At 62.2% G+C, this 16924-nt stretch carries 15 protein-coding genes; 12 read left to right on the top strand and 3 right to left on the bottom strand.

Going from position 1 to position 16924, the window contains the following annotated elements; genetic code table 11:
• Nucleotides 1-123: 123 nt before the first annotated feature.
• Together DXT88_RS12530 and DXT88_RS12525 are read right to left on the bottom strand one after the other, a co-directional pair.
• Nucleotides 124-810: a GntR family transcriptional regulator gene (locus tag DXT88_RS12530; RefSeq protein WP_029363323.1), complete on the bottom strand. Its 687-nt coding sequence runs from the start codon at nucleotides 808-810 to the stop codon at nucleotides 124-126.
• A 109-nt stretch (nucleotides 811-919) separates the two neighbouring features.
• On the bottom strand, nucleotides 920-2200 hold the full coding sequence (locus tag DXT88_RS12525) for a C4-dicarboxylate transporter DctA (RefSeq protein WP_016833729.1): 1281 nt from the start codon (nucleotides 2198-2200) through the stop codon (nucleotides 920-922).
• A 262-nt stretch (nucleotides 2201-2462) separates the two neighbouring features.
• Here DXT88_RS12525 and DXT88_RS12520 point away from each other — a divergent pair, with 262 nt between their 5' ends.
• The 3 genes from DXT88_RS12520 to DXT88_RS12510 are packed head-to-tail and all read left to right on the top strand — an operon-like array spanning nucleotide 2463 to nucleotide 7287.
• A complete protein-coding gene (locus DXT88_RS12520) occupies nucleotides 2463-3716 on the top strand; it encodes an allantoate amidohydrolase (protein ID WP_265213832.1) in 1254 nt (417 codons plus the stop codon).
• A 43-nt stretch (nucleotides 3717-3759) separates the two neighbouring features.
• Nucleotides 3760-5427: an HAL/PAL/TAL family ammonia-lyase gene (locus DXT88_RS12515; RefSeq protein WP_265213830.1), complete on the top strand. Its 1668-nt coding sequence runs from the start codon at nucleotides 3760-3762 to the stop codon at nucleotides 5425-5427.
• Nucleotides 5428-5472: 45 nt separating this feature from the next.
• Nucleotides 5473-7287 (top strand): methyl-accepting chemotaxis protein, encoded by a 1815-nt coding sequence (locus DXT88_RS12510; RefSeq protein ID WP_265213829.1) that lies wholly within the window; start codon nucleotides 5473-5475, stop codon nucleotides 7285-7287.
• Between the two features lie 9 nt (nucleotides 7288-7296).
• Here the strand turns inward: DXT88_RS12510 and DXT88_RS12505 are convergent, their stop codons facing one another.
• On the bottom strand, nucleotides 7297-8028 hold the full coding sequence (locus DXT88_RS12505) for an ABC transporter ATP-binding protein (RefSeq protein WP_016835394.1): 732 nt from the start codon (nucleotides 8026-8028) through the stop codon (nucleotides 7297-7299).
• 247 nt (nucleotides 8029-8275) lie between these two features.
• Here DXT88_RS12505 and DXT88_RS12500 point away from each other — a divergent pair, with 247 nt between their 5' ends.
• The 9 genes from DXT88_RS12500 (at nucleotide 8276) to DXT88_RS12460 (ending at nucleotide 16900) form a co-directional block, all read left to right on the top strand.
• Nucleotides 8276-8845: a DUF4865 family protein gene (locus tag DXT88_RS12500; RefSeq protein WP_265213828.1), complete on the top strand. Its 570-nt coding sequence runs from the start codon at nucleotides 8276-8278 to the stop codon at nucleotides 8843-8845.
• A gap of 216 nt (nucleotides 8846-9061) precedes the next feature.
• A complete protein-coding gene (locus tag DXT88_RS12495) occupies nucleotides 9062-10150 on the top strand; it encodes an ABC transporter substrate-binding protein (protein ID WP_265213826.1) in 1089 nt (362 codons plus the stop codon).
• A gap of 3 nt (nucleotides 10151-10153) precedes the next feature.
• Nucleotides 10154-11017: an ABC transporter permease gene (locus tag DXT88_RS12490; protein WP_265213825.1), complete on the top strand. Its 864-nt coding sequence runs from the start codon at nucleotides 10154-10156 to the stop codon at nucleotides 11015-11017.
• A gap of 13 nt (nucleotides 11018-11030) precedes the next feature.
• Nucleotides 11031-11837 carry an ABC transporter permease gene (locus tag DXT88_RS12485; RefSeq protein WP_265213824.1) on the top strand — a complete coding sequence of 269 codons (807 nt, stop codon included), beginning with the start codon at nucleotides 11031-11033 and terminating at the stop codon, nucleotides 11835-11837.
• Nucleotides 11838-11846: 9 nt separating this feature from the next.
• Nucleotides 11847-12680, top strand: coding sequence for an ABC transporter ATP-binding protein (locus DXT88_RS12480; RefSeq protein ID WP_265213823.1), 834 nt, complete (start codon nucleotides 11847-11849; stop codon nucleotides 12678-12680).
• 53 nt (nucleotides 12681-12733) lie between these two features.
• A complete protein-coding gene (gene soxC / locus DXT88_RS12475; protein ID WP_265213821.1) occupies nucleotides 12734-13972 on the top strand; it encodes a sulfite dehydrogenase in 1239 nt (412 codons plus the stop codon).
• Nucleotides 13959-14534 (top strand): c-type cytochrome, encoded by a 576-nt coding sequence (locus DXT88_RS12470; protein ID WP_265213819.1) that lies wholly within the window; start codon nucleotides 13959-13961, stop codon nucleotides 14532-14534. The genes soxC and DXT88_RS12470 overlap by 14 nt, the downstream gene beginning before the upstream one ends.
• Before the next feature lie 45 nt (nucleotides 14535-14579).
• Nucleotides 14580-15533: a TauD/TfdA dioxygenase family protein gene (locus DXT88_RS12465; protein ID WP_265213817.1), complete on the top strand. Its 954-nt coding sequence runs from the start codon at nucleotides 14580-14582 to the stop codon at nucleotides 15531-15533.
• On the top strand, nucleotides 15530-16900 hold the full coding sequence (locus DXT88_RS12460; RefSeq protein ID WP_265213816.1) for an LLM class flavin-dependent oxidoreductase: 1371 nt from the start codon (nucleotides 15530-15532) through the stop codon (nucleotides 16898-16900). Before DXT88_RS12465 ends, DXT88_RS12460 begins: the two co-directional genes overlap by 4 nt.
• Nucleotides 16901-16924: the final 24 nt, after the last annotated feature.

Below are 16924 nucleotides of genomic sequence, written 5' to 3'. Positions count from 1 at the left end.
CAACGCCGGAAAGGCCGTTATGACGCGGCTTTTCGGGCGGTGCTAAATCGTTTTTCGTATAAGGCGGGAGTGAATGCGGCGAGCTTGCGCATGTTCGCGCAAGTCAGGGGAAAACTGCAGCAGCTACAGCAACAGTTCCTTGGCAAGATCGCGCTTGGGGTCGGACGGCGTGTCGAATTCCAGCGCCTGTTCCACATGGTGCAGGTGATGCAGCATCAGCTCGACGGCTTCCTCGACCTTGCCGGCCTTGGCGGCGGCGATGAAGTCGCAATGTTCTTCGGTGGAGCAGATGGCGTCGCGGGTTGACTGGTACAGCATGGTGATCAGCGAACTGCGGCCGGCGAGCTTGACCAGGATGTCGGTCAGGACTTCGTTGCCGACGATGTTCGCCAGCAGGATATGGAAGTCGCTCAACAGGGTCGACCTGACCTGCGGATTGTTTTCCTCAATGGCGCGGCGTTCTTCACGCAGATGGGCTTCCAGCACGGCATAGTCCGCGGCCGTCGCACGCGCGACGAATTCCCTCACCATGGCCGCTTCCAGCGTGCGACGCACGAAGAATATATTGCGCGTTTCTTCCACTGTCGGCTTGCTGACGAAGGCGCCCTTGTCCGGAATCAGGTCGATCAGCTTGTCTTTCGCCAGCATGACCAGGGCCGCGCGGATCTTGGTGCGGCTGACCTGGTAGACGCGCGCCAGCGCTTCTTCGCGAAGTTTTGCTCCGGGCGGAAGACGCTGTTCGGCGATGGCAATGGTGATATCGCGTGCAATCGCTTCTGAACTGTCGGGAGGGAGTACTGCTTCGGTCATAGGATGGATGGTTCTGTTGTGGGAGGCGCTGTGTTGGGCGAATTCGGGCAAGACACCGAATTGTACCTCTGTATTTTCGCCATCCATCCTGCGGCCTTAGTCCCGTAAGTTATTCAAACGCTGCTGCCGGAATCTCGCCGTTCAGCACGGCGCGGGCGCGGGTCTTGTCGATGTCTTTTTCCCAGGTAGCGACGACCACGGTGGCGACGCAGTTGCCGAGCAGGTTGCCCAGCGCACGGGCGATGCCGATGAACCAGTCGATCGACAGCACCAGCACCAGGCCGACCACCGGAATCGCCGGAATCGTGGTGAGCGTCGCCGCCAGGATCACGATGGCCGAGCCCGGCACGCCATGGGCGCCCTTGGAGGTGATCAGGGCAATCGCCAGGATCATCAGCAGGTCGCCCATCGCCAGGTGCGTATTGGTGGCTTGCGCGATGAACACGGCGGCCATGGTCAGGTAGATCGAGAACGCATCGAGATTGAACGAATAGCCGGTCGGGATCACCAGGCCAACGGTCGACTTCTTGATACCCATATGCTCGAGCTTCCTCATGATCTGCGGCAGCACGCTGTCGGACGAGGCGGTCGCCAGCACCACGATCAGTTCTTCACGCAGGTAGGCGATCAGCTTGAAGATGCTCAGTCCGGAGGTGCGCAGGATCGCGCCCAGCACCACCACCACGAAGAAGATCACCGCGCCGTAGAACAGCAGCACCAGCATGCCGAGCTGCTTCAACGAACCGATGCCGTAGCGTCCGACCGTGAAGGCGATCGCGCCGAACACGCCCAGCGGCGCCAGGCGGATGATGAAAGCCATGCACTTGAAGAAGGCTTCCGACAGCGAAGCGATCAGCGAGACGGTCGGTTGACCCTTGTCGCCGATCAGCAGCAGGGCGCAGCCGAAGATGACCGAGATCAGCAAGACCTGCAGCACGTCGCCGGAGGTGAATGCGCTCACGATGGTGCCGGGGATCAGCTTCATGATGAAGTCGGCGAAGCTGGTGCCCTTGACCTTGCTGGCGGTCTCGACATAGCTGGACAAGCCGCTGGCGTCGAGATTGGTCGGGTCGATGTTCATGCCGGCGCCGGGCTGGAACACGAACGCCAGCAGCAGGCCGAGCAGCAGCGCGATGGTGGTGACGATTTCAAAGTAGATGATGGCCTTGATGCCGACGCTGCCGACCTTTTTCAGGTCGCTGGCGCCGCAAATTCCTTGCACCACGACGCAAAACACGATCACCGGGATGATCATCTTGATCAGCTTGATGAAGCCGTCGCCCAGCGGTTTGAGGCTCTGGCCGAAATCGGGATAGAACAGGCCGACGACGATGCCGGCAATCAGGGCGATGACAACCTGCCCGAACAAAGATTTGAAGAATCGATTCACCTTGGTCTCCTGGTGTGGTTCTGGATGGGCGCCTGTATGCGTCTATATGCGCTTGCATAAGGGCATGCCGCTGCATTTGGATTCAGCTTTTGTACTTGTACTTGTTGCACTGCGCAGCCGCTCCTCCGGCTGTTGTTCCTTTGCCAATTGCGGCCGTTGTTTGAAAATTCTTTTGACGCGCCGGAACAAGCTCACTATATTGCATACAATTTGTGAATACAATAAAAATATGCAATCCTGATCGACTCAAAAGGAGACTGCCGTGAAAACTGTTCCAGAGCAATACCGGTCCTGCGGGCAAGAGATCATGCGGCGCGCCGATGTGCTTGCCGGCCATACGGAAGCGGCCGGCATGATGACGCGCACTTATTTGACGCCCGTGCATCATGCAGCTGCACAGCAACTCAGCGAGTGGATGAGCGCCGTCGGCATGCAGGTCCGCCGCGATGACGCCGGCAACGTCATCGGCCGCTATGAAGCGACGCCTGGACACGAAAATGCCCCCGCGTTGGCGACCGGTTCGCATTTCGACACGGTGCGCAACGGCGGCAAGTACGACGGCAATCTCGGCATCCTGTTGCCGGTGTCATGCATTGGGGCATGGCACCGCGAAGGCCGGCGGTTTCCGTTTCCCATCGAGGTGATCGGCTTTGCGGAAGAAGAGGGCGTGCGCTTCAAGGCGACCTTGCTGGGCAGTCGCGCCGTGGCCGGCACCTTCGACAAGGGCGTACTCGACAATCTCGACGAAGAGGGCAACAGCATGCGCGATGTCATGCGCGCAGCCGGCTTCAATCCGGACCGGCTGGACGCCTCGGCGTGGCCGGCGGCAGCCGTCGCGGCCTTTGTCGAGGTGCATATCGAACAGGGGCCGCTGTTGCTCAACGAGGCGTTGCCGGTTGGCGTGGTGACGGCAATCTCCGGCGCGACGCGTTTCATGGCGGAACTGCAGGGACTGGCCGGCCACGCAGGCACGGTGCCGATGCACATGCGCCGCGATGCGGCCATGACGGCGGCGGAAATCGGCCTGTACATCGAACAGCGCTGCAGCGGCAGGCCGGGTCTGGTCGGCACGATGGGCATCATGGAAGTGCCGAACGGCGCCGCCAATGTGGTGCCGGGCAGCGCGCGTTTTTCCATCGACATCCGCGCCGGGCAGGATGCGGAGCGCGAGGATGCGGTGGCGGACGTCGAGGCTGAAATCGCACGCATCTGCGCGCGCCGCAATGTCTCTATCACGCTGCGCAAGACGCACCAGGCCGGCAGCGTTCCCTGTGCCGAGCGCCTGCAACAGCAACTGGCGAATGCCATCGATGCTTGCGGCCTGCCGGTGCGTCACCTGCCGTCGGGCGCCGGGCATGACGCGATGGCGATGGCGGCCATCGCCGATGTGGCGATGCTGTTCGTCCGTTGCGGCAACGGTGGCATCAGCCACCACCCCGACGAAATCATGACCGAGGAAGACGCGGCGATTGCTGCGCAGGTGTTCAGCCGCTTCGTCGACAACTTCGCGGCCTGATCCGGTCTGCCGCGCTCCCCAATTTATTGCAAAGGAATTCTCCATGACTGCTGTCACCATCACCATCGACGGTTTCAACCTCACCGCTGCGCAAGTCGTCAGCGTCTCCAGAATGGCGACCGGCACCAACGGCACCAACGGCGCCTACGCCAAGGTCACGCTCGCCGACTCCTCGCGCACCGCCCTGAAACAGAGCCGCGACTTCATCGAGTCGACCTGGATGCACGACGAAGCGCCCATGATGTACAGCTTCAACACCGGCGTCGGCCTGCTGAAGGACACCCGCATCAAGGTCGAACACATTGAGCTGTTCCAGACCCAGCTGATCAAGGCCCACAGCGCCGGCATCGGCGAGCCGTTCTCCGAAGAAGTCAGCCGCGCCACCATGCTGCTGCGGGCCAATGCCTTCGCCAGCAATTACTCCGCGCCGCGCGTGGAAGTGGTCGATCGCCTGCTGGACTTCATCAATGCCGGCATCCATCCGATCATGCCGCAAAAGGGTTCGGTCGGGGCCTCCGGCGACCTCGCGCCGCTGGCTTACCTCGCGGCTGCGATTGTCGGTTTCGACGAAGCCGAAGTGATGTACCAGGGCAAGCGCATGAGCGCGCCCGAAGCCATCACCAAGGCCGGCATCGGTCCGGTCAAGTTCGATTTGAAGGCCAAGGACGCCTCGGCCCTGATCAACGGCTGCACCGTTTCTCTCGCTGTTGCCGTACTGGCCGCGCACGATTCGCGCAACCTGCTGACCGACGCCTGCCTGTCGCTGGGCCTGACGCTGGAAGCCATGCGCGCCGAGATGTCCGCCTTCGATCCACGCATCCAGCAGGCGCGTCCGCACGCCGGCCAGATCAAGACCGCCGCCGTCATCCGCACCTTGCTCAAGGGGTCCACCCGCACCACGCATGAAGCACGTTCGGTGCAACTGCCGGACGAATCGCGCCGCACCGACATTCCGTACTCGTCGCGGATCCAGGACGTCTACTCGCTGCGCTGCGCGCCGCAGGTCTACGGCCCGGTGTTCGATGCGCTGGATTACATCGACACCATCATCGACAAGGAAATCAATTCCGCCACCGACAATCCGCTGATCTTCAGCAAAGAAGAAGCGGAAGGCGGCGGCTTCGAGATCATCTCCGGCGGCAATTTCCACGGCCAGTACCTGGCGCAGGCGATGGACTTGCTGGCGATGACCATCACCGATCTCGGCAGCATCTGCGAGCGCCGCATTGCGCGCCTGATCGACCCGACCCTGTCGTGGGGCTTGCCGCGCAACCTGATGAGCGGCGTGCGCGGCGTCAACACCGGCTATCCGGTGGTGCAATGCTCGATGAGTTCACTGGTGATGGAAAACCGCACCTTGTCCATGCCGGGCAGCGTCGACAGCATCCCGTCCAAGGGCAACAGCGAAGACCACGTCTCCAACTCGACCTGGTGCGCGCGCAAGGCGGCTACGGTGGTGGCCAACACGCAATACATCGTCGGCGTGGAGATGCTGCTGGCGGCGCAGGGACTGACCATGACGGAAGAGCTGCTCAAGGACTTCGTGCTGGGCGAGGGCACGCAGGCGGCGTATGAAGAAATCCGCAAGCAGATTCCGGCTTGCCTCGACGGCGACCGCTGGTTTCACAACGATATTCAGGCGGCGCATTCGTTCATTACCAGCGGGTCGGTGCGTGAAGCCGTGGTCGGCCGTATCGGCAAGTTCGTCTGAATCGTTTCTCCAGATAGCAAATAAAACAAACAGGGAAGGGCCGTCATGTTTACTTCAATCAGAACGCGTATTTTATTTTTCAGTATTGCCTTGCTTGTTGCGAGCCTGGGTGTGGTCGGCGCAGTCTCTTATGTCATTGTTAAATCCGACAACGATCATGCCATCGATGAGAGTTCGCGCTCCATCGCTGACGGCTACGCCTCGGCAATCAACGAATGGGTCGCGGCCAAGGCCAGCATGGCGGCAGCGGCGGCCGACGGCGTGCTGCAAGCCGATCCGGTGTTCGTCATCAAGCAATTGCAGAAGAGCGGCGGTTTCTACGTCACCACCTTCGGCAAGGAAGACAAGACCGCCTACACCTCTGCCGCCGAGGGATTGCCGGCCGGTTACGATCCGACCGGACGTTCCTGGTATCAGCAATCGGTCAAGGCCGGCAAGGCCGTGGTGACCAAGCCCTACACCGACGTCGTAACCAGGAAGCCGATGGTGTCCTTCACCGCGCAGGTGAAAAAAGACGGCGTCCTGCAAGGCGTGGTCGCGGCAGCGGTGTTTCTCGACGGCGTCAGCAACGTGGTGAAAGCGGTGCATCCGACGCCGGCCAGTTTTGCTTTCCTGGTCGATCGCGACGGCATGATGCTGGCGCATCCCGATGCGCAATGGATCAACAAGCCGGTCAAGGACTGGAACCCCGAGCTCACCGCCGAGCGTCTCAACAACCTGGCCGGCAATAACGCCGACCACGGCGCCAGCAAGGAAATCGTGCTCAACGGCGCCGCCAAGCTGGTCCAGGCAGTTGCCGTCAAAGGCACCGAATGGACTTTGCTGGTGGCGATCGACAAGGCCGACGTCAACGCCGGCATGCGCCATGCCACGCAGTCGTCCTTGATCGCCATCGTACTGGTGGCGGCATTGGCAGCGTTGATTCTGGGACTGATCACCACGGCGGTATTCCGGCGCCTGTCGCAAGTGCGCAATGCCATGGACAGCATCGGATCCGGCGATGGGGACCTGACCATGCGCTTGCCCGAAGACGGCAAGGACGAGGTCAGCCAGATTGCCCGATCGTTCAATGTCTTCGTGCAAAAGATCACCGCCATCCTGCAGGAAATCCGGCACACCAGCGACGCCGTCAAGGTGTCGTCGTCCGAGATCGCCAGCGGTAATCTCGACTTGTCGGGCCGCACCGAACAGCAAGCCGGATCCCTGGAAGAGACTGCTTCCGCGATGGAAGAGCTGACTTCCACCGTCAGGCAAAACTCCGACAACGCGCGTCAGGCCAATCAACTGGCGCTGGCGGCGTCGGCGATTGCCAAGGAAGGCGGAGAGGTGGTCGGCAACGTCGTCGCCACGATGGAAGCGATCAACCAGTCGTCGCGCCAGATCGTCGACATCATCGGCGTGATCGACGGCATTGCGTTCCAGACCAATATACTGGCTTTGAATGCCGCCGTGGAAGCCGCCCGGGCCGGAGAGCAGGGCCGTGGCTTCGCGGTGGTGGCAAGCGAAGTGCGCAGCCTGGCGCAACGCAGCGCGCAAGCCGCCAAGGAAATCAAGGTATTGATCGACTCATCGGTATCCAAGGTGAGCGATGGCGGCGTGCTGGTCGGGAAGGCCGGGCAGACCATGGTGGAGATCGTCGATAGCGTCAAGAACGTCAGCGCCATCGTCAGTGAAATCGCCAACGCCAGTTCCGAGCAGAGCACCGGCATCGAGGAAATCAATCGTGCCATCGCGCACATGGACGAAGCCACGCAACAGAACGCGGCGCTGGTGGAGCAAGCCGCTGCAGCGGCGCAATCGCTGCAGGATCAGGCGGCCAGCCTGGCGACCATCGTCAACGGGTTCAAGATGCAGGCGTAGTCCGTTTCGTCAGAATGCATGCGCCTCGTGCAACTCCGACAGGGCATGGGCCTTGAATACGGCGAGCCGTTGATCGGCACGCTGGCGTGGTTGCGGCAGGCCGACCAGGATGGTGTTGCGGATGTTGCCGGGACGGCTGCCCATCACCAGCACGCGGTCCCCCAGGTACAGCGACTCGTCGATATCGTGCGTGACCAGCAGCAGTGAAATCTGGTGCTGCTGCGCCAGGCCCAGCAGCAAGTCTTGCAGCTTCATGCGAGTGAAGGCGTCGACCGCGCTGAACGGTTCGTCCAGCAGCAGCACGCGCGGGCGCGAGTACAGGCCGCGTGCGATCGCCACGCGTTGCGCCATGCCGCCCGACAATTGTTTGGGCAGGCTGTCTTCCCACCCGGCCAGGCCGACTTCTTCCAGCAATTGCGAAATCCAGGCGCGGTCGGCGCGGTCGCCATCGGCGAAGCCGACGTTCTGCGCCACCGTCAGCCACGGCATCAGGCGCGGCTCCTGGAAGACAAAGGCGACGCCGCCGTTGCGTTGTCCGGTTAGCTCCGTTGCACGCGTGACACTGCCCAGGAAATCCTTGTCGAGACCGGCGGCAATGCGCAGCAATGTGCTCTTGCCGCAGCCGCTGGGGCCGAGCAGGGCGACCACTTCGCGTTCGGCCAGCGCCAGTTCGACGCCTTGCAGGATGGTTTCGTCGCCGAAGGATTTGCGGCGGACCCGGATGTCGAGGATGGTGCTCATGGCATTTTTTGCAGAATGAGTTTCAGGAGCGTTCGCCGGCCTGGCTGATGGACGAACGGAGTATCGTAATTCCAAAGAATCGCGCTGACAAAGACCGTTGCCGCATATCCATGCATGTTTTTCGCATGCCGCATGTTCGCCTGGTGCGGATCATTTAAGAGACTCATCACAGAAATCGTCCGCAGCGGCTGTTCGGTAAACAGGTATGCGCCTAAGCTTAGTCACGGTCAAACAACAAGGAACCGGCATGCTCTCGAAACAGTATTCACACCGCCTTCCCGTCGACTACGACGTCAGCGCCGTCCGCCGTCGCGCCGCCGCGCGCGGCCCGATGTGGGACAACACGCCGGGGCTGTATTTCAAGTCCTTCTCGTTGCGCGAAGCCGGCAAGAACGGTGCGCCCGCCAACGTCTATTCTTCGATTTATCTGTGGAAGGACGCCATGGCAGCATCCGAATTCCTGACCAGCGACCGCTTCGAAGCCGTACTCGCCGCCTTCGGCCGGCCCGGCATCGAATTGTGGTTGCCGCTGGATGCCCAGACCGGCCCTGCGCAACAAGGGCGGTGGATCTATCGCGAGGATCTGCCGTTCGGCGACACCACCGACATGGGAGCGCTGCGCGCAGCGGAGCACGAACGCAATCGTGCACTGGCACACCGTGGGGAAACGGTTGCCGCCGTGACCGCGCTCGACCCTGCGGGCTGGAAACTGGTGCGCCTGCATATCACGTCGGCGGCCTACGATGCGGAGCACGCCGGCGACGGCTATGAAGTGCTGTACCTGGCGCAGCCGCTGCTGGCAGAACTGCGCAGGTAAATCAACAAACCATGCGATTGAAAATCTGCAGCGTGAAACGTCGCGGATTTTTTCTGCTATTGCGTCGCAATCCCTTGCTGGCGCCGGACTGACGTCGTGCTGACGAGAAACACTTTCGCATAAGGACATACGAATTCATTCGTTTGTCGACCGTTTTCGCCTGCCTATACTTGATCGCAGCTTTTTGCTTCGACATGCATACGCAAAGGAAAACTCATGACGCTGGATCGCAGAACCGTACTCAAGAAATTGGCAGCAGGCGGCGTCGGCGTTGGTGCGGCAATGCTGGGGCTGCAAGCGCGCGCCGCCAACAAGCCGGCGATCATTCGCATCGGCGTGGCGCAGCCCGGCATCGGCAATCCACCGCAATTTTCCGGCAGCTCGGCGGCCGTGGCCAACGCCAAGGGCTGGGTCGAAGAGGAGTTCAAGGCCGACGGCATCAAGGTCGAGTGGTTCTTCTTCAAGGGCGCCGGTCCCGCCGTCAACGAGGCCTTGAGCAACAAGCAACTGGACTTCGCGTTCCAGGGCGACCTGCCTTCCATCGTGGCGAAATCGGCGGGACTCAAGACCAGGCTGATCCTGGCCACCGGCGTGCGTTCCAACATTTATCTCGCGGTGCCGCCCGACTCGCCGATTCAATCCGTCAAGGATTTGCGCGGCAAGCGCGTCGCCATTTTCAAGGGAACCAACGCGCAGTTGCCGATCAATCGCGTGCTGGAGGCCAACGGCTTGCAGGAGCGCGACCTGCGCGCCATCAATCTCGATCAGGCCACCACGCTGGCGGCGCTGAGCACCAAGGACATCGACGCCGCGTTCGGCAACATCAACCTGCTGCGCCTGCGCGACAAGAACGCCGCGCGCATCGTCTACAGCAGCAAGGGCGGTTCGCCGATCTTCACCACGCAATCGCACGTGCTGGTGACGGAAGAATTCGCGCAGCAATATCCGGAGATCACGGCGCGTGTGGTCAAGACCTTCGTGAAGACCTCGAAGTGGGCGTCGGACGAAGTCAACCGCGAAGAAGTGCTGCGCCTGTGGGCCAAGGCCGGCACGCCGTACGAACATTGGCGCGAAGACTACGACGGCCAGCCGCTGCGCGTGCGCATCAATCCCAATTTCGATCCTTTCCTGGTCGCACGCTACAAGGACTCGGTCGAGCAGGCCTATCGCCTGAAACTGAGTCGTTCCAAGTTCGACGTCGATCAATGGATCGACCAGCGTTACCTCAAGGCCGCGCTGAAAGAACTGAACCTGGAAACCTATTGGCCGATCTTCCAGGTCAATGGCAAGATCCTGGGGACCTGATCCATGAGCGCGCAGCAGGCAGCTTTGGAGTTGTCGTCATCCGTGTCCTCACCTGTGACCTCACCCGCGTCGTCGATATCTGCGCAGGAGCCGCGTGCACGCTTCTATGGCAACTGGTCGCCGCGCTGGCTGGCCTTGCCGTTTCCCTTGTTCCTGTTGCTGCTCTGGTATGTCGCCGCGCAATTCGAATGGGTTGCGCCGCAGGTGTTGCCGTCGCCGCAATCGGTGTTGCTGACCTTCATCGATCTGGTGGCCTCGGGCGAGATGTTCGACAACCTCAAGATCAGTTTGCTGCGCGTGCTGCTCGGCTTCGGCGTGGGCCTGGCCGGCGGTTTGCTGCTGGGCATGGCGATGGGCTTGTCGCCGGTGTTCAAGGACTATGTCTATCCGCTGTTCAAGGCCTTCAGCCAGGTGCCGGTGCTGGGTTGGCTGCCCCTGCTGATGCTGCTGGTGGGCATCGACGAGGCACTCAAGATCATCCTGATTTCCAAGGCGGCGCTGGTGCCGATTGCGCTCAATACTTTCAAAGGAATTGAGAACGTGCCGGCGCGCTACGTCGAAGTGGCGCGCGTGCTGAAGTTTTCGCGCTGGCAGTTGCTGACGCGCGTGATCTTTCCGGCGGCGCTGCCGCCGATCTGGAACGGCGTTCGCTACGGCTTCACGCATGCCTGGCTGGCGCTGGTGGTGGTCGAGTTGCTGGCGTCGTCGGAAGGCCTCGGCTACATGATCGTGTTCGGTCGCCAGTTGTTCCAGCTGGATGTCGTGATGGCTGCGGTGGTGGTGGTCGGCGCGGTGGGCTATGTGCTGGATCGCGTGCTGGCGCGCATTGAAATCGTGCTGCTCGGCTGGCGCCGTAGCGGTTTCTGAACGGGGCATCCTCATGGCGCGATCCTTTTCATACAACACGCAAGACAAACATCCCGTGCCGAAATTCCTGCGCGGCTGGATCCTGCCGGCGCTGCTGTTGCTGCTGTGGTGGTTGGCGGTGAAATTCAACTGGTCGACCTCGCCCTTGCTGGTGCCGGTCGACAAGGTATGGGACACCGCGGTCGAACAATTTCGCAGCGGCGAACTGGCGATCGCGCTGGAAGCCAGCTTGCGGCGCGACCTGATCGGCTTCGCCATCGGCGTCAGCGCGGGGCTCGTGTTCGGCATTGCGTTCGGCTTGTCGCGTCTGTTCGAGCGGCTGATCGGGCCGACCTTTCATACGCTCAAGCAAATCTCTCTGTTCGCCTGGATTCCGCTGCTGTCGGTATGGTTCGGCCTGGGCGATCCTGCCAAGGTGGCGTTCCTGTCGTTGGCGGCATTTTTCCCGGTGGTGCTCAACACCTTTGAAGGCATCCGCAGCGTGCCGGCCGAACTGGTCGAGGCGGCGCGGGTGCTGAAATTCAATCGCCGCCAATGGCTGTTCAAGCTGATCCTGCCGGCAGCGTCGCCGTCGATCCTGGCCGGCATCCATCTGGCGCTGATCTATGCGTGGCTGGCGACGCTCGGCGCTGAATACCTGCTGGTTTCGGGCAAGGGCATCGGCAATACCATGATCGATGGGCGCGAATTGTTCCTGATGGACCTGGTGATCTTCGGCGTGATCGTGGTCGGCTTCGTCGGCTTCGCGCTGAACTGGCTGGCGGCACGCCTGGAGCGCCGTTTGCTGGCGTGGCGCGGCCGTTCGGTCGCACAATTTTAAGGAATCGATATGTCGCAAGCCGGCACGCTGGATATCCAGCATCTCAGTAAATCCTATCCGATCAAGGACGGCGACCTGGCGGTCCTCGACGACGTCACGCTGACCATCACGCCGGGCGAGTTCGTCAGCATCGTCGGCTCCAGCGGCTGCGGCAAGTCGACCTTGCTGCGCCTGATTGTCGGACTGGAAGAAGACTACCGGGGCCAGGTGCTGCTGGATGGCGAACGCATCGTCGGCACCAGCCTGCGGCGCGGCATCGTGTTCCAGGAACATCGGCTGTTTCCCTGGCTGACCGTGGAAAACAATATCCAGTTGGGCCTGCTCAACGCAGATCTGACGCCGGGTCAAAAACGCCTGGCGGTGCGCGAGCACATAGCGCTGGTCGGTCTTGAAGGTTTCGAGAAATCCTATCCGCACCAGCTGTCGGGCGGCATGGCGCAGCGCGTGGCGATTGCGCGCGCGCTGGTGAGCAAACCGGAAATCCTGCTGCTGGACGAACCGTTCGGCGCGCTCGACGCCTTGACGCGCGCATACCTGCAGCAGGAGCTGCACCGCATCTGGCAGGCCGAGGGGATCACCATGATCCTGGTGACGCACGACGTCGAGGAGGCTATTTACCTGGGCGACAAGGTGGTAGTGATGGAGCCGCGGCCGGGGCGCATCCGCCGCATCGTGCCGGTCGGCCTGGCGCATCCGCGTGAACGCGCGGCGGTCGGCTTTGCCGAGGTCAAGCAGCAGGTGCTGCGAGAGTTTTCGGGCGACAGCGCCAGCCTTGCAGAGCCGCCTTTGCGCAGCGACGCACCCGAACCCCAAGAGCCGCAGCAATGGCGTTTTGCAATCTGATGCTGCTATCCGAAACCGAAAACATAATGACAACGCAACGAGACAACCACGCAATGAGCAACAAACAGAATCAGTCTGCAGGGCGCAGGCGCTTCCTGCGCGGCGGCGCCGTGCTGGGCGCCGGCCTGGCCGCCGGTGCGCGCGCCGAACCATTGACCGTGGCGCCGTGGAGCAAGACGCCGGGCGAGCCGGTGCTGTGGCATCCGTATGGCGAGCCGTCGCCGTTCGAGAAGAACGTGGTGCGCCGGTCGCGCGGCGCCGCGCCGTTGCCGGGAGCGAACTCGTCGATGACGCCGCTGCAGGACCTGCACGGCATTATCACGCCGACCGGACTTGTCTTCGAGCGTCACCATGCAGGCATTCCGCAGATCGATCCGGAGCAGCATCGTTTGGCGGTGCATGGCCTGGTGCAGCGTCCGACGATCTTCACGATGAACGACCTGGTGCGGCTGCCATCGGTGTCGCGCATCCACTTCCTCGAATGTTCGGGCAATACCGGACGCGAATGGAAGGGACCGGGCACGGCCTCGCTGCAATTCAGCCATGGCCTGCTGTCGTGCTGCGAATGGACCGGCGTACCGCTGGCGACCGTGCTGGAGGAAGTCGGCATCAAGCCCGAGGGCGCCTGGATTCTGGCCGAAGGCGCCGACTCGGCGGGCATGACGCGCAGCATCCCGATCGGCAAGGCGCTCGACGATGCCTTGCTGGTGTATGCGCAGAACGGTGAGCGGCTGCGGCCTGAACACGGTTACCCGTTGCGGCTGTTCCTGCCCGGCTTCGAGGGCAACATGAGCGTCAAGTGGTTGCGTCGTCTCAAGGTGGGACGCGAGCCGTTCATGTCGCGCGAAGAGACGTCGAAATATACCGACTCGCTGCCCGATGGCACGGCGCGCCAGTTCACATTTTTGATGGAAACCAAATCGGTGATCACGTTTCCGGCGCCCGACCATCGGCTGAAGGAAAAAGGTTTCTATGAAATCTCCGGTCTGGCGTGGACCGGACGGGGACGCATCAAACGCGTCGACGTTTCAACCGACGGCGGCCGCAGCTGGACCGAGGCGCGTCTGCAGGAGCCGGTGCTGGATCGCGCGCTGACGCGCTTCCGTTTGCCGTGGCGCTGGGACGGCGCGCCGGCCGTGCTGCAGAGCAGGGCATTGGACGAGAGCGGCTTCGTCCAGCCCAGCGGCGCACAGCTGGTCGATGCGCGCGGCTTCGAATCAAACTATCACTTCAACGCCATCCAGAGCTGGAAAGTGGCGAGCGACGGGGTCATCACCAATGTTCAGGTTTAGCGTTTTTACAGGTGCCGCTGCGCTTGCATTGTCATTCAGCGTGCAGGCCCAGGTGTACGGCATCGGCCATGCGGCCAGCGAGCGCGATCTGGCGGCATGGAATATCGAGGTCGCCGCCGACGGTGCCGGCTTGCCTGCGGGCAGCGGCAGTGTGACCAACGGCAAGGCCATCTACGCGCAGCAATGCGCAGCCTGCCACGGCGCCAAAGGCGAGGGCAAGCCGGCCGACCAGCTGGTGGGCGGCAAGGGCACACTGACGTCGGCCAATCCGGTCAAGACCATCGGCAGCTTCTGGCCGTATGCCACGACGGTGTTCGATTTCATCAACCGCGCGATGCCTTATAACGCGCCGCAGAGCCTGACGCCCGATGAAGTGTATTCAGTGACGGCTTATCTGTTGTACCTGAACGGCGTGGTGACGGCGGACACCGTGCTTGACGCGCATTCGCTGCCCAGGGTGCGCATGCCCAACCGCGACGGCTTCATCGGCGATACCCGTCCCGATACGACCAATGTCGCCTGTCAAAAGAACTGCAGCACTCCCGCAAGACGTAAACCGTAGACGCAAGTTACATCCCCTGGCCAGTCATTTTCGAAGGAGAACAAGATGTCCGAAGCATTGCTCAATCTGCATCCCGTCGCCGGCCGCATCGGCGCTGAAATCCGCGACATGCGCCTGTCCGGCGATCTCGGCCAGGAGACCTTTCACGCCATTCGCCAGGCGCTGCTGAAGTACAAGGTACTGTTCTTCCGCGGGCAACAACATCTCGACGACGTCGGCCAGGAAGCCTTCGCCAAACTGTTCGGCGAGCTGGTGGCGCATCCGACCGTACCGGTGCGCGACGGCACCGGCTATTTGCTGGAGCTGGATTCGGTGCACGGCGGCCGCGCCAATTCCTGGCATACCGACGTCACCTTCGACCTGGCGTATCCGCAGGCGTCGATCCTGCGCGCAGTGGTGATTCCGCAGGCGGGCGGCGACACCGTATGGGCGAACACGGCGCAGGCTTATCTCGATCTGCCGCCGGCTTTGCGCCAGCTGGCCGACACCCTGTGGGCGCTGCATACCAATGATTACGACTACGCAGCGCGATTCAATACCGATGACGCCGGCCTCAAGCGCTATCGCGAAGTCTTCACGTCGAGGATCTATGAAACCGAGCATCCGGTGGTGCGCGTGCACCCGGAGACCGGTGAACGCACACTGGTGCTGGGACACTTCGTCAAGAAACTGCTCGGCTATCCGACCGGCGATTCCGAGCATCTGCTCAAGCTGCTGGAGAGCTATGTCATTCGTCTGGAAAACACCGTGCGCTGGCGCTGGACGGCCGGCGACATCGCGATCTGGGACAACCGGGCGACGCAACACTATGCGATCAACGACTACGGCAGCCAGCATCGCGTGGTGCGGCGGGTGACGATCGCCGGCGACGTGCCGGTTGGCGTCGACGGCCGTCGCAGCGTGTCGCGTAATGTGCAAGATAAGGCGCAAGATAGGGCGCAGGACAAGCTGCGTACGCCTGATGCTGTCATCGATGCAAAAGAGGCGGTGGCGTCATGAGCGGGCCGAAGAAACAACTGCGCCTGGGCGCCTTCCTGCAAGCCACCGGCCATCACGTGGCGGGCTGGCGCCATCCGCGCGCGCAACCCGACGCCGGCCAGAACATCGCGCATTACCGGCAGATCGCGCAGACCGCCGAACGGGCCAAGTTCGATGCGCTGTTCCTGGCCGACGGCGTGGCGATCCGTTCGCACGATGCGGAGACCTTGCACCTGACTTCGCGCGCCGCGACGTTCGAGCCGCTGACGCTGTTGTCGGCGCTGTCGCAGGCGACCGAACACATCGGCCTGGTGGCGACGGTGTCGACGACGTATAACGAGCCGTACCACGTGGCGCGCAAATTCGCCTCGCTCGATCACCTGAGCAACGGCCGCGCGGGATGGAACGTGGTGACCTCGTGGTCGGAGTCGGAGGCGCACAACTTCAATCTCGACAAGCATCCCGAACACGGCGCGCGGTATGAACGCGCCGAAGAATTCGTCGACGTGGTGCGCGGCTTGTGGGATAGCTGGGAAGACGACGCTTTCCGCTTCGACCAGGCCGAGGGCGTGCATTTCGATCACAACAAGCTGCATGCGATCCATCACAAGGGCAAGCATTTCTCGGTGCGCGGGCCGCTCAACGTGGCGCGTCCGGTGCAGGGACATCCGGTGGTGGTGCAGGCCGGTTCGTCCGAGCCGGGCCAGGAGTTGGCGGCACGTACGGCGGAAGTAATCTTCACCGCACAGCAATCGCTGGAGGACGCGCAGCATTTCTACAGCGGCCTGAAATCGCGGCTCGCCAGGTACGGCCGCGAGCCGGATGAACTGAAGATCATGCCGGGCGTGTTCCCGGTGGTCGGCCGCAGCGAAAGCGAAGCGCTGGAAAAATTCGAAGAGCTGCAATCGCTGATTCATCCGACCGTCGGCCTGTCGCTGCTGCAGCAGCATCTGGGCGGCATCGATCTGTCCGGCTATCCGCTCGACGGTCCGCTGCCAGAGAATTTGCAGGAGCCGAACGGCACCAAGAGCCGCTTCCAATTGGTGACGGCGCTGGCGCGTCGCGAGCAGCTGACGATCCGTCAACTGTATCTGCGCGTGGCGACTGCGCGCGGTCACTGGTCCATCCACGGTACGCCGGAGAGCATTGTCGATCGGCTTGAGGAGTGGTTCCTGAAGGGCGGCGCCGACGGTTTCAATATCATGCCGCCGACTTTGCCCGGCGGACTCGACGACTTCGTCGAACTGGTGCTGCCGGAATTGCGCCGGCGCGGTTTGTTCCGCACCGAATACGAAGGAAAAACCTTGCGCGAGAACTTGGGGCTGGCGCGACCGGCGCACCGGATTTATCAGCAGAGCGGCGCCGGCGTTTTGGGACGGGTAGCTTAAAAAGAGGGGCATTAACGTAAAAAC

The organism is Herbaspirillum lusitanum, from assembly GCF_026127345.1.
GTDB classification, from domain to species: Bacteria; Pseudomonadota; Gammaproteobacteria; order Burkholderiales; family Burkholderiaceae_D; genus Herbaspirillum; species Herbaspirillum lusitanum.
This window is presented reverse-complemented; position numbering and strand designations above follow the sequence as displayed.